Source organism: Achromobacter sp. (assembly GCF_036567245.1).
Classification (GTDB): Bacteria; Pseudomonadota; Gammaproteobacteria; order Burkholderiales; family Burkholderiaceae_B; genus Achromobacter.
This window is the reverse complement of the sequence record NZ_DATCUY010000614.1, coordinates 1-13,253: the sequence shown is the minus strand read 5'-3', so window position 1 is coordinate 13,253 and position 13,253 is coordinate 1. Positions and strand designations below refer to the sequence as shown.

The following is a 13,253-nucleotide window of genomic DNA, read 5'->3' as shown; positions in this document are numbered from 1 at the left end:
GATGAAGCCGAGCCGAGCCCCGGCGCCGACCTGCCCAGCTGGGACGCCCTGGCGGCCGCGGCAGTCGCTCAAGGCTGGGGCACCGAGGCACTGGACAGCCAGGCCGTCCTGACCTTCATCGACCTGTGCCGCCACGCCACGACAACCGTGCAGGCCCCCGTCGGCCAAGTCATCGACGGCTCGCTCGAGCTGGAGCTGGACGCCGCGCGCATGTCCGCCCTGCTGACCCTGCTACCGCCCAAGGGCGGCAAGCCTGTCACGCTGGAAGCCGTGCGCCAGGTACTGGCCGAGCGCGGCATCGTCCACGGCATCCTGGAACAGGACCTGATCGACGCCGTCACCCAGGGCCGCCGCGAAACCACGCAGATCGCCCGCGGTACGCCGCCCACCCGCGGCACCCCGACGCGCTTCGAAAGCCTGCTGGACCGCCTGAAGCCGCGCGGCCAGGATATCGACGAACTGGCCCAGGTGGACTACCGCGACCTGGGCAGCCTGCTGCTGGTAACGCCCGGCATGCCCCTGATGCGGCGCACACCGCCCCTGCCCGGCGTGGACGGCACCACGGTGCTGGGCGAACCTATCCTGCCCGACGAACTGCCCGACACGCCGTTCGCCAGCGACCTGTCCGGCGCTGCGGTCGATCCCGAAGATCCGCTGCTGCTGCGCGCCGCCATCGCCGGCACGCCCACCCTGGTCAGCCACGGCGTGCAGGTCAACCCCATGGTGGAAGTGGACGCCGTCAACCTGAGCACCGGCAACATCCATTTCGAAGGCTCGCTGCTGGTGCGCGGCGACATCGCCGCCACCATGGAAGTCCACGTGACGGGCGATGTGGTGGTCAACGGCACCATGGAGGCGGCGCTGGTCGAGGCCGGCGGCAATGTGACGGTCAAGGGCGGCATCATCGGCCTGGCGGAAGCCCTGCAGGACGCCGCGGCCGCCGCGCGCACCGCCCGCATCGTCTGTGGTGGCGCGCTGCGCGCCAAGTTCATCGAGAACGCCGTCATCAGCGCTGGCCAGAACGTGGACGTGGAACGCGAGGTCCGCCAGTGCAGCATCGCGTCCGGCGGCAGCATCAACGTCGGCCCGCCCAACACCCAGCAAAGCGCCATCACCGGCGGCCAGACCCGTGCCATGCAGGCCGTGCGCGCCGGCACCATAGGCTCGCCTTCGGGTATTCCGACGCTGGTGCAGGCCGGCCTGGACCCGCACGCGGACATCAAGCGCGCGGCGCTGGCGCGCAAGCGCCAGAAGATGCACGAAGAAAAATCCAAGCTGGAACAACTGCTGATGTTCCTGAAGGCCAATCCCCAGCGCGCCCCGGGCGACGTGGCCGACCGCGCCCGCAATACGCATGTCAAGCTCAGCCAGGACCTGCTGGCGCTGGACGCGGAGGAAGCCCAGCTGGTGCAGGATCTGCAGCCCCTGGCCAGCGCCACGATCCAGGCCGCGCGCCGCTTCTGCAGCGGCGTGACGATTCAGGTGGGCAATAAGGTGCAGGAATTCCTGGAAGACCAGATCGGCGGCAAGGCCGCCGTGGAACAAGGGCAGATCGTCATCCGCTGACGCCGCCCGCCAGCGCCCTCAGGGCGCCAGTTCCTTGAACCAGGCGCGCGGCGAAATGCCGCGGTCTGGCCCCAGGATCGAAAAGCCGCCGTCCACGGGTATGTCCACGCCCGTCATCCAGGAGGCCGCATCGGAGCAGGCGAAGCACACGGCCGCGGCGATCTCCTCGCCCGAGCCGACCCGCCCCAACGGATGGAAATGCGCCCCCACCGCATCCGCGGCCGGGCGCGAACCGCCGGCCAACTGCTCCACCGACGGCGACCAGGTCCAGGCGGGCGACACCGCCAGCACCCGCACGCCAGCCGGCGCCAGTTCCACCGCGAAGTTCTTGGTGATCTGCAACAGCGCCGCCTTGGACGCCGGATAAAGCGCGCGTCCGGCCGCGCCGAACTTGCCGCCCGTGCTGCCCATGTTCACCACCACGCCGCCGCGCGGCAGCAGCGGCGCGGCCAACTGCGTGAAGATGGCGGCCGACACCAGATTGGTGTCCAGCGTGCTATGCCATTCCTCGCGCGACGAGGCCAGGCCGCGATCCGTGTACTGGCAGGCATTGTTGACCAGAATGTCCAGCCGGCCGAAGCGCGCCACGGCCGCGTCGATGCAGCGCTGTATCTGCTCGTCCTGCCCGATGTCGGTTTCGCAGTACAGCGCGCGGCCGTCCAGTTCCTTTTCGAGCGCCCGGCCGGCCTCGGCGTTGCGCCCGACCAGCACCACGTTGGCGCTGGCCGCGGCCAATCCGCGCGCGATGTCCGCGCCCAGCCCCTGGGTGCTGCCGGTGACGATGGCGGTCTTGCCGGCCAGCCCGGGAAAGCCTGTGAAATCCATGCTGAATCCTTGATCAATGAGGCGCGGCGGCCCAACGCACAGCTTCCGCCACCGCACCGGTTTGCGCAATCAGGCGCATGCTGGCCAGCGACGCTTCGTGCACCGCCGGATCCGCCGACGCGCAGGCATCCTGCGCCACCATGACCTCGAAGCCGATATCGGCGGCATGGCGCACCGTGCCTTCCACCACCGAATGCGTGGCGACTCCCGCCACCACCAGCCGGCGCGCGCCCAGAAGCCGCAGCGTCTCCTCCAGCGGCGTGCCGTAGAAGGCGCTGATGCGAGTGTGTTTCACCACGAACTCGCGCGCGCTGCCAGCCAGCGGCTGCAGCCCCTCGTAGAAGGCGCTGCCCCACTGCCCCTCCGGCACTGCGCCGATGGCGGCCACGTTGCGGAAGATGGGGCAGTTGGCCATCAGGTCGGCGTAGTCCGGCCGGAACGCGATGCGCACGTGCACGATGGGCAGATCGTGAGCCCGCGCCCCGGCCAGCAGGGCCGCGGCGTTGTCCAGCAGGCGCTGGCGCGCGCCGCTGTCCGCGTCCAGGCCGACGCGGATCTTGCCCTCGGGGTGCAGCACGTCGTTCTGGAAGTGCAGCGCCAGCACCGCGGCATCGGTCGCCGTCACACGAACACCTCGAACACGTCATGCACGTCGTCGCAATTGACCAGGTCCACCCGCTTCATGCGGATGCGCCAGCTGTCGCCCTCGGAGGCCAGTTTGTGGGTGTAGCGGCCCGCCAGCTGGCGCGGCTGGCGCTTGCGCCATTCCGTCATCTGGAAGGTGGAGTGCACCACCAGGTTACCGCCGACGTCCACGCCCTCGATCTCCACCGCGCCCACCAGCCGCGCGCTACGCGTCGGCGGCTGCTGCGACCAGTTGCGCGGATGCTCCAGCCGCCGGATGCGCACGTCGCGCAGCATGCGGTCTTCCCAGAACAGCGAGATATGGTCGTAAGGGCTTTGCTGGCCCGGCACGCGCGGCATCCAGTACATGCCGTCCGCCGTCCACAGCGCCTGCCAGTCATCGTAGCGGCGCTCGTCCAGCAGGCGCGCCTCGCGGTACAGGAACTGCGCGATACGGTGGCAGGCATCGGCCGGCACCTCGGCTGGCGACAGGCCTTCGGTGCTCACGTCGAAATCAAGGTCTAGCAGCATGAGCGGTCTCCGGTGGCGGCGGCCGCTTCCGTGGCGGCGGGGCCGGCTTCCATATAGGTCTTCCAGGCGTCGAACTGGTTGCGCATGGGCAGTTCGCTGGTGCCGTTGACCGACACCATGCCGTCGGCGTCGCTGCGGTCGCTGCCGTGGTAGCGGTGCATGCTGACCCATTCGCCGCCGCGCGTGGCGTTGCCTTCCTGGCAGCGGTTGTAGAGCTCGATATCGTCCGGCATGACGTTGGACGAGGGCGAATTGATGACGTTGGCGTACAGCATGGCGCGCTTGAACACCCCGTCCGGCGCGCCCTTGCAGCGGAACGTCTGGATCTCGATCATGGTGCGATCCACGGCGATCGGACGGATCACGCGGAACTGCTGGAACACCGTGTGGGGCGAACCGCTGCCGTAGATCACCGTGTTGTGCCGGTTCATGCCCAGGATCTCGCGGGCGCGCGTCTCGCCATAGGCCGCGGTCAGCGTGTCGAAATGCGCGCGCGACACCGGGTCGCGCTCGGCCGCGCCCGGATTGAAAATGCCTTCCATGTAGCCGTGGCCATTGGCGTAGGCGCGCAGCTCCAGCTTTTCCCAGAACTCGTAGGGCTCGCCGTTGCCGTCCATGATGTGCAGCTCCAGCGGCATCTCGCCCATTTCCTTGGCCTCATCACGAGCGGCGGCGTAGGAAGACTCATGCGTGACCCGTGCGTGCATGGTGTCGTGCAGGTTCTCGTAGAACACCTTCCAGTTCGAGCGCTGCATGACGCGGAAGATGCCGCCGGCCACCTCCACCTCTCCCACCGGCGAACGGTCGCAGAGGTTGTCGATCGACGAACGCACGCCGCCCAGGAAGTCCTCCAGCGCCATCCCTTCCCTGGCCTGGCTGGCGAACACGAAACCGCGATAGCTTTCCACCCGCGCCACGCGGCGCATCGAGAAGGCCGGATCGGCGGGGTTGTAGGAGGTGCCCTCCAACCCCTGCTTCAAGGGCACGCCCAGATGGCTGCCGTCCAGCTTGAAGGTCCAGGCGTGATAGGGGCAGCGGAAGAACTTGCCGACACAGCCTTCGCCATCGGCCACCACCTTGGCGCCCTTGTGCGGGCAGCGGTTGTACAGCACGTGCACGCGGCCGTCGGTGGCGCGCACCATCAGCACGTCCTGGTCGCCCAGGCGCGTGGTGTGATAGTCGCCCGTCTTGGGCACCTGGCTTTCATGGCCCACGTAGATCCAGGCGCGGCCGTAGATCCGCTGCATCTCCAGATCGAAGATGGCGGGGTCGGTATAGACGCCGCGGTGCACGCTGTCGCCGCGCACCATCGCGGCCAATTGCTCTTCGGTGTATGACATGTCGGGCTCCTACTTGTTCTCGCTTTCTTTCCAGCGCGCCATCAACGTGTTCGACGGCAGCGTCTCGTCCAGCAGCTTGGCGGCGGTCTCGCGGCCTGCCACCGGCAGGCCCTTGGGGTCCAGCAGGCCCACCTGCACCAGCACGCTGGCCTGGTCCCAATAGATGTGCTCGTGATAGAGCTTGTCGCCGCGGAACTTGACGATGGCGATCAGCGGAATCTCCACATACTTGCCGGTGGGCTTCACACCCGGCAGCAGCCAGTCGATCTCGGTGGTGTGCGTGAAGCAGAACAGCAGCTCGTCCACGATCTGCGTGGCGCCCACCGTGCGCGACAGCGGCACCAGGCGCGTGTCCGGCGGATTGCTGTTGACGAAATGGTGTTGATAGAAGCGGCTCAGTTCCTTGTGGCCCACGCCCCCGGTCATGGTGGGGATATGGTTCACGTAGGGCTCGGCCACCATGGTCGCCATCGTCGCCGCCACATCGCGCGTGCCGAATTCGTACTCGCAGTGCTTGTCCCACAGGGTCGAATAGTCGAACTCCGGCCCGATGGCGCGCTGCAAGGCCGCCATGCTGCGCTGATGAGCCATCAGCGCCGACGGCTTGTCGTAGTGGTCGCCGCCGGTGCGTGCGAACGCGTGGTCCATGCCCGGATAGACGTAGATCTGCACTCCCGGCTTGTTGCCCAGCGCCTCCAGGATGCGCTGGCGCGCCTCGGGCGGACAGAAGCCGTCCTGCTCGGCGATATGCAGCACCAGGCGGCCGCGCAATTGCGACGCTTCGTCCAGGCTGTTCTCGATGCCCACGCCGTAGTAGCCGATGGCCACGTCCACGTCGGTGCGGCAGGCGGCCAGATACGCCAGCTTGCCGCCCAGGCAATAGCCCAGCACGCCCACCCCGCCCTGCCTCTCGGGCAACCCGCGCAGCGCTGCGATGGTGGACGCGATGTCCTGCAAGCCCAGTTCCACATCAAAGCCCTGGTAGAGCTCAAAGGCGCGCGGCATGTCGGCCGGGCCGTCGGTCAGCTGGATGCCCGGCTGCTGACGCCAGAACAGGTCCGGCACCAGCACCACATAGCCCTCCTCGGCCAGCAACTGCGCCGCGCGGCGCATGAAGTCGTTCACGCCGAAGATTTCCTGGCACAGCACCAGGCCCGGGCCATGCCCGGACGCCGGCACGGCCAGATAGGCACCGAAGGACTTGCCGTCATGCGAGTCCACCGTCACTTCGCGCGTCGTAATGTTCAGGGTCATACGTATCTCCTTGTTGCGGATGTCCGCCCTACTTCATCTGGCAGGCTGCGGCGAAAGGGTCCTGGTACTGGGTCAGCACCGTGCCCGACAGCTTATTGGACAACTTGCCCCCCGCCCCCGCCTCGACGATGCGCAGGTAATAGTTCTGCACCGGATACTGGTTGCGGTTGAACTTGAAATCCCCCCGCACCGACTTGAAGTCCGCGCGCCGCAGCGCCGGACGCAGCGCGTCCGCCTCCAGCTTGCCACCGGTCTGGCGCACCGCGCTGTCCAGCAGCATGGCCGCGTCATAGCCCTGCGAGGCGTACAGCGTGGGGCTGCGGTTATAGGTCTTCTTGAAGTCCTCGACGAACTTGCGGTTGGCCGGGTTGTCCAGCTCCAGCGCCCACTGCGAGGTATTGCGCATGCCCTCGATAGGCGCGCCCACCGCCGCGATCGTGTCCTCGTCGCCCGAAAAGCCCGGCGCCAGCAGCGCAATCTCCTTGGACAGGCCGGCGCCGTTGAACTGCTTGATGAAGTTCACGCCCATGCCGCCCGGCAGGAAGAAGAACACCGCATCCGGCTTGCTGGCCCGCAGCCGCGTAATCTCCACGCCATAGTCCAACTGCCCAAGCTGGGTATAGATCTCTTCCGACAGCCCGCCCTTGTACAGGCGCTTGAAGCCGTTGAGCGATTCGCGCCCGCCCGGATAGTCCGGCGCGATCAACGCCACGCTCTTGTAGCCCTGGTCGCTGGCGTACTTGCCCATCGCGGCCGGAATGTCCTCGTTCTGCCAAGCGACCGCGAAGAAATTCGGATTACAGCCCGCTCCCGCATAGTTCTCCGGCCCGGTATTGGTGCTCAGGTAGATGGTTCCCGACTGCAGGATGGCCGGCATCACCGGCAGCAGCACGTTCGAGAACACGATGCCCGTCATCACGTCCACGCGGTCGCGCTTCAACAGCCGCTCCACCGCCTGGCGGCCGGTGTCCGCCTTCTGCTGGTCGTCCGCCACCACCACTTCCGCCGGCAGCCCGCCCAGCTTGCCGCCCGTATGCTGCAGCGCCAGATTGAAGCCGTCGCGGATTTCGTTGCCCAGCGCGGCGCCCGGGCCCGACAACGTGGTCAGCAAGCCCACCTTGACCTTGTCCGCCGCCGTGGCACCCGCCGCCGCCGTCATGCACACCAGCGCAGCCAGCGCGCGCCGGCTCCATAGATTTCGATTCATGAGCCACCCCGTTATCCCCGCCCGGCCACGCCGGCGGAAAACTGACAGAACCCGTCTGCCGGCGGACTACGCATGCTGCCGAACAACGCCGCCAGCTTACGCGCCGCGGCGCCGCCCTCCAACCAACACGGGAAGGGCCTGCCGGCTAGATTAGGCCGCGCCCGTGGGCCGCTCTATCCGGATTCCGTCAGCCTTATCCGGGAATCACTTAATTCCAAGTCCTAGCCGTTTAAATTACCCTCGGCAGTAACACGGGAGCGTTCCCGTCCCGGAGGCATCCATGCACGGCTGGTCCCGACTCACGCTAGCGCCCCTGCTCAACCGGCGCGTCTTCAGCTCCACCCAGCAGGACGAGACGCGCACCCTGGTCTCCGAAGCCCTCAAAGAACATCGCCTGACCTGGAAAGGCGGCCGCGTCGACGCCGAACTGAACCGCGGCCGCTTCGGCTCACTGACCGTCTGTACGCTGCGCTACGGCGCCGAAGTCCACATCGAACCCGACCGCCTCCAGGACTTCATGCTGGTCCAGGTCCCCCTGCGCGGCCGCGCCTGTATCGAATGCGGCAATGACCGCGTCGACGCCGACCCCGACTGCGCCGCCGTCATCGCCCCCAACCGCCCGCTGAAGCTGCACTGGGAAGCCGGCTGCGAACAACTGCTGCTCAAGATCCCCCGCGGCAAACTCGAAGCCATCGGCCTGCGCGCCTTCGGCGAGGCCGCCACCCGCCCGCTCGACTTCAGCCCCGCCCTGCGCCTGGACAACCCCGTCGGCGCCGTCTGGCGCAGCATGGTCGAAAGCCTGATCCACCTGCTGCCCACCCTGGACGACGGCGCCCCGCGCCCGCCCGCGGCCTGGCTCGAACACCTGGAAGACACGCTGGTGCTGCACCTGCTCTACAACCAGCCCAACAGCTGGCAGGCGCAAGCCGGCATCGCCCCCAGCATCCCGCGCCGCCTGAGCGCCGCCGAAACCTACATGCGCGACCACCTGGCTGCCCCGCTCAGCCTGGCCGACATCGCCCGCCACGCAGGCGCCAGCGCCAGCGCGCTGACGCGCTTGTTCCAGGAACACCGCAACACCACGCCGATGAACGCGCTGCGCGCGCTGCGACTGGACGAGGCCAGGAACCGGTTAAGGACGGGCACAGGCGCCAGCGTCACGGAAGTGGCGTTGGGCGTGGGGTTCGGACATTTGGGACGGTTCTCGGAGTACTACCGGGAACGCTTCGGGGAATTGCCGCGCGAGACGCGGCGGGTGATGGGATAAAACGGCAACGAACGAAAATCGTCACGGTGCACAAAACCGCGCAAGCCCCAAGAGGCCGCCCGCGCGGCCGGCATGGGGCGAACCCCGCAAGATATTCGGCGCCATACCAACGCCGAACAGAATCCTAAGAACGCCAGCCGCCCCCGCTGACGTCAACAGCAATTGACAGAGTCCGGCGCGGCGGTGGCCCGGCGTGCGCGGGGCGTCGATAAGCCCGACGGAATCCGTAGGGAAGGCCGCAGGCCTGGACGAGGATGAGGCAGGGGAAGTCCGGAGCGAACGCTCCGGACCGCAATCGCAGCCCCGCGCATGCCGGGCCACCGCCGCGCCGGGCGTCTCAAGAACCGCAACCGCCACCGAACGCGACAGTGCCGAGGAGCCGATCGTCTCAAGAACGCCATGCCCACAAAAAAAAGCACCGAAGGTCAGCAATCAACCAACCCTCGGCGCCCAGGAGCAACCGGCAATTACTGCGCCGGCACCACAGCAGTAACCTCAATCTCAACCTTGGCCCGATCCTCAACCAGATCCGCCACTTCCACCGCCGTCATCGCCGGAAAATGCCGGCCGATGTACTCGCGGTAATGCTTGCCGATAGCCGGATAAGCCGCCACGTACTCGTCCTTATCCGTCACGTACCACGTCATCCGGACGATATGCTCAGGCTTCGCGCCGCCCTCGGCCAGAATCGCGACGATGTTAGCCAGCGTCTGCCGCACCTGGTCGGCCAGATCGTCCGACTCGAACTGCTGCTGGCCATTCCACCCCACCTGCCCGCCCACGAACACGAGCTTGCTGCCCACCTGCATCTCAGTGAGCACGCCATTCGAATAGCCCCGGGGCGCCATCCAATCCGGCGGTTGCAGAATCTTCATAACGTCATCCTATATTTAAGAAAAGCAAACGATTCCCGCCGCTTACGCCGCGGGAACCAGATAAGCCTGCATGCGTTCCCGCAGATCCGCAGGCAGCGGCATGGACTTCATCGTCCGCAAATCCACCGTCACGATCGTCAGCGTCGCCGACAACCGCAACTGGCCATCCGGCCCCTCGAAACGCACCAGCGCCTTGAACGACGCGCCGCCAATGCGCTGCACTTCCAGCACCTGGCGCAAACGCTCGTGCCAGCGGCTGGGCGCGCTGAAATCGCACTGCACCGACGCCATCGGCGTGCCGATGTGCCGCTCCACGTGCAGCGCATGAAACGGCAACCCCATGCCCTTGTCGAACCACTCCTCGACAAAATCATTGATCATCTCGAAATAGCGAGGGTAGAAAACAATGCCCGCCGGATCGCAATGACGGAAGCGGACTTCGACCTGGCTGATGAAAGGGGCTGCCATGGAATTTCCTTGTTGCCGGTTCAGGCCATCTTGCGCAGCGCGAAACGCTGCAGCTTGCCGGTTTCGGTGCGCGGCAGCGCCTCGACAAACTCGATGGCACGGGGATACTTGTAGGGCGCGATATTGGCCTTCACGAACTGCTGCAGCGCCACGACCAGCTCATTGCCGGCCTCATAGCCCGGCTTCAGCACCACGAACGCCTTGACCACCTGGCCGCGCTCGTCGTCCGCCGCGCCCACCACACCGCACTCCGCCACGGCCTCGTGGCGCAGCAGCGCGTCCTCGACCTCGGGTCCGGCGATGTTGTAGCCCGCCGAAACGATCATGTCGTCATTGCGTGCCTGATAAAAGAGATAGCCCTCGTCGTCCTGCAGGAAGGTATCGCCCGGCAGGTTCCAGCCCTGCTGCACGAAACGCAGCTGGCGCTCGTCCGCCAGATAACGGCAGCCGGTCGGCCCCTTGATCGCCAGCCGGCCCACCGTGCCATTGGGTACAGGCTTCATGTCGTCATCCACGATCTGCGCCACGTAACCCGGCACCACGCGGCCGATCGCGCCGGCCTTGACCGACTCCGGCGGGCTGGACACGAACACGTGGATCATTTCCGTGCCGCCGATGCCGTCGATCATCTCGATGCCGCTGGCCTGCTTCCACAGCTGGCGCGTCGCGTCCGGCAACGCCTCGCCCGCCGACACGCTCTTCTTCAGCGACGACAGATCGAACTTGCCCACCAACGCCGCCATCTGCCGATAGAACGTCGGCGCCGTGAACACGATAGTGGCGCGGAAATCCTGGATCAGCTGCAGCAGACTTTCCGGCGACAGCTTCTCGGCCAACACCGTACTCGCGCCCACACGCAGCGGGAAGCACAGCGAGCCGCCCAGGCCGAAGGTGAAGGCCAGCGGCGGCGTACCGCAGAAAATGTCGTCCGGACCCGGCTTGATGACGTGCTTGGGGAACAGATCGCACATCGCCAGCACGTCGCGGTGGAAGTGCATGCAGCCCTTGGGCGCGCCGGTCGTGCCGCTGGTGAAGGCGATCAGGCAGACGTCGTCAGCAGCCGTATCGCAGGCCTTGAAATCATCCGGCTTGGCCGCAGCCAACGAATCCAGCGCATCCGGCGCCTTATCGTTGAAGTACATGACCTTCGTCAGGCCCGGGCAATGATGCTCATGGCCGGGCTGCGTGCAGAACTCCGCCTCGTCCTTCAGGCGGGTATCGCACAGCACCGCCTGGATCTGCGCCTTGTCGATGATCTGCTTGAGCTCCTTGGCGCGCAGCAGCGGCATCGTCGGCACGGTGACCAAGCCCACCTTGATCGCCGCCAACCACGACGCGGCCATCATCGGATTGTTCGGCCCCCGCAGCAACAGGCGGTTGCCCGGCACCAGACCCATATCCTCGGCCAGCACGCGGGCGATGCGGTTGGTCAGCGCAGCCAGCTCGCGATAGGTCATCGTGGCCGGCTGGCCGTCCTGGCTCCAACGCAGCGCGACGCGCTCGCCGTGGCCGCGCTCGACCATGGCGTCCAGCAGTTCGACCGCGCAATTGAAGCGCTTCGGATAGGCCACGTCGGGGCCGTCGAGCAGAAACTCTGGCCATTGTTCGCCCGGGGGCAGATTGTCCCGGGCGAAAGTGTCGATGTGGGCGGATGCTTCCATGGAATTCCCCTTGCTATTGCGGTGTTTTTGCTGTGCCGGGACGACGGAGCTCGATGGCTGCCTTACGCCTTCAGCAGTTCACGGGCAATGATCAACTTCTGCACTTCGGTCGCGCCTTCGTAAATCCGCAGCGCTCGTATTTCCCTGTAAAGCTTCTCCACCGGCATCCCCGACACCACGCCCGCGCCGCCGAACATCTGCAACGCGCGGTCGATCACGGTCTGCGCCGATTCCGTGGCCGTCATCTTGGCCATTGCCGCTTCGCGCGTGGTGCGCTGCTTCAGCACATCGCGCATCCAGGCCGCGCGGTAGGTCAGCAGCGCCGAAGCGTCGATGGCGGTCGCCATGTCGCCCAGCGCAGCCTGCGTCAATTGCAGGTCGGCAAGGGTCTGGCCGAACATGCGGCGCGACTTGGACCGGGCCAGGCCTTCGTCCAGCGCCCGGCGCGCGAAGCCCAGCGCCGCCGCCGCCACCGAGGCGCGGAAGATGTCCAGCGTCATCATGGCCAGTTTGAAGCCCTGGCCCGCGTCGCCCAGCCGGTGCGACACCGGAATGCGGCAGTTGTCGAACGTGATGGTGGCCAGCGGGTGCGGCGCGATCAGCTCGATGCGTTCGCTGACCTCGAAGCCCGGCGTATCGGCATCCACCACGAAGGCGCTGATGCCACGCGCGCCGGGGGCTTCGCCAGTGCGCGCGAACACGCAATAGAAATCCGCGATGCCGCCGTTGGAAATCCAGGTCTTGGCGCCGTTCAACACATAATGGTCACCGTCCAGCGTGGCCTCGCAGGCCATCGCTGCCACGTCCGAGCCGGCGTCCGGTTCCGACAGCGCGAAGGCCGCGATGGCTTCGCCACGGGCCACGCGCGGCAAGTAGCGCTGGCGCAGCTCGTCCGAGCCCATCAGCGAAATGGCACCGCTGCCCAGGCCCTGCATCGCAAAAGCGAAGTCGGCCAGCCCTTCATGGCGGGCCAGGGTTTCGCGCAGGATGCAGACGGCGCGGGAATCCACTTCCGGCAGCGCACCGCCCCAGGCGCCGCCAGGGCCGCCCGCGACCGCATAGCGCAGCCAGCCGGCCTCGCCCATGGCGCGCACCAGCTTCTTGCAAGCGCCGTCGGCGTCATGGTGATCCACGTCCCCCAGGGACGCCTCGCACCAGGTGTCGACCTCGTGCGCCAGCTTGCGGTGCGCATCGTCGAAAAACGGCCAATCCAACCAGCTTGCGTCGCGCATGCTCAATCCCCTTGGAAAACGGGCTTTTGCTTGGCCACGAAGGCATCGTAGGCGCGGCGGAAATCACGCGTCTGCATGCAGATGGCCTGGGCCTCGGCTTCGGCCTCGATGGCCTCGTCCACGCCCATGTTCCATTCCTGGTGCAACAGCTTCTTGGTGACGCCGTGGGCGAAGGTCGGACCCGCGGCCAATTGCGCGGCCAGCGTCTGCGCCGCGTCGGCCAGCGCGCCCGGTTCATGCAGGGCGTTGAAGAAGCCCCAGCTGGCGCCCTCTTCCGCCGTCATGGCGCGGCCCGTGTAAAGCAGTTCGGAAGCGCGGCCCTGGCCGATCATGCGCGGCAGCAGCGTGCAGGCGCCCATGTCGGCGCCGGCCAGGCCCACGCGCGTGAACAGGAAGGCGGTGC

13 protein-coding genes are annotated in these 13,253 nt (G+C 67.0%); 2 read left to right on the top strand and 11 right to left on the bottom strand.

The window, feature by feature from the left end:
• A partial coding sequence (locus VIR09_RS26190; RefSeq protein ID WP_332015514.1) for a FapA family protein occupies positions 1-1,566 on the top strand: 1,566 nt, incomplete at its 5' end.
• An 18-nt stretch (positions 1,567-1,584) separates the two neighbouring features.
• On the opposite strand, the gene VIR09_RS26185 is transcribed toward VIR09_RS26190, so the two are convergent.
• Genes VIR09_RS26185 through VIR09_RS26160 form a run of 6 tightly spaced genes read right to left on the bottom strand, consistent with a single transcriptional unit; the run spans position 1,585 to position 7,347 of the window.
• Entirely contained in the window at positions 1,585-2,391 is an 807-nt protein-coding gene (locus VIR09_RS26185) for an SDR family oxidoreductase (protein ID WP_332015513.1), read from the bottom strand.
• Positions 2,392-2,404: 13 nt separating this feature from the next.
• Positions 2,405-3,016, bottom strand: a complete 612-nt coding sequence (locus tag VIR09_RS26180; protein ID WP_332015512.1) for a cysteine hydrolase — start codon at positions 3,014-3,016, stop codon at positions 2,405-2,407.
• On the bottom strand, positions 3,013-3,546 hold the full coding sequence (locus VIR09_RS26175) for an aromatic-ring-hydroxylating dioxygenase subunit beta (RefSeq protein WP_332015511.1): 534 nt from the start codon (positions 3,544-3,546) through the stop codon (positions 3,013-3,015). Before VIR09_RS26175 ends, VIR09_RS26180 begins: the two co-directional genes overlap by 4 nt.
• Positions 3,537-4,886, bottom strand: a complete 1,350-nt coding sequence (locus VIR09_RS26170; RefSeq protein WP_332015510.1) for an aromatic ring-hydroxylating dioxygenase subunit alpha — start codon at positions 4,884-4,886, stop codon at positions 3,537-3,539. The genes VIR09_RS26175 and VIR09_RS26170 overlap by 10 nt, the downstream gene beginning before the upstream one ends.
• A 9-nt stretch (positions 4,887-4,895) precedes the next feature.
• Positions 4,896-6,140, bottom strand: coding sequence for a dienelactone hydrolase family protein (locus tag VIR09_RS26165; RefSeq protein ID WP_332015509.1), 1,245 nt, complete (start codon positions 6,138-6,140; stop codon positions 4,896-4,898).
• 28 nt (positions 6,141-6,168) lie between these two features.
• Complete coding sequence (locus VIR09_RS26160; protein ID WP_332015507.1) at positions 6,169-7,347, bottom strand: ABC transporter substrate-binding protein; 1,179 nt, start codon at positions 7,345-7,347, stop codon at positions 6,169-6,171.
• Positions 7,348-7,627: 280 nt separating this feature from the next.
• Here VIR09_RS26160 and VIR09_RS26155 point away from each other — a divergent pair, with 280 nt between their 5' ends.
• Entirely contained in the window at positions 7,628-8,614 is a 987-nt protein-coding gene (locus VIR09_RS26155) for an AraC family transcriptional regulator (RefSeq protein ID WP_332015506.1), read from the top strand.
• Between the two features lie 467 nt (positions 8,615-9,081).
• Here the strand turns inward: VIR09_RS26155 and VIR09_RS26150 are convergent, their stop codons facing one another.
• From VIR09_RS26150 to VIR09_RS26130, 5 genes are all read right to left on the bottom strand, one after another.
• Positions 9,082-9,489 (bottom strand): RidA family protein, encoded by a 408-nt coding sequence (locus tag VIR09_RS26150; protein ID WP_207467988.1) that lies wholly within the window; start codon positions 9,487-9,489, stop codon positions 9,082-9,084.
• Between the two features lie 42 nt (positions 9,490-9,531).
• Complete coding sequence (locus VIR09_RS26145; RefSeq protein ID WP_013391343.1) at positions 9,532-9,957, bottom strand: acyl-CoA thioesterase; 426 nt, start codon at positions 9,955-9,957, stop codon at positions 9,532-9,534.
• Between the two features lie 20 nt (positions 9,958-9,977).
• Positions 9,978-11,618 (bottom strand): AMP-binding protein, encoded by a 1,641-nt coding sequence (locus tag VIR09_RS26140; RefSeq protein WP_332015505.1) that lies wholly within the window; start codon positions 11,616-11,618, stop codon positions 9,978-9,980.
• 62 nt (positions 11,619-11,680) lie between these two features.
• Positions 11,681-12,850 (bottom strand): acyl-CoA dehydrogenase family protein, encoded by a 1,170-nt coding sequence (locus tag VIR09_RS26135; protein ID WP_332015504.1) that lies wholly within the window; start codon positions 12,848-12,850, stop codon positions 11,681-11,683.
• 2 nt (positions 12,851-12,852) lie between these two features.
• The coding region (locus VIR09_RS26130; RefSeq protein ID WP_332015503.1) for an enoyl-CoA hydratase-related protein at positions 12,853-13,253 on the bottom strand (401 nt) is incomplete at its 5' end.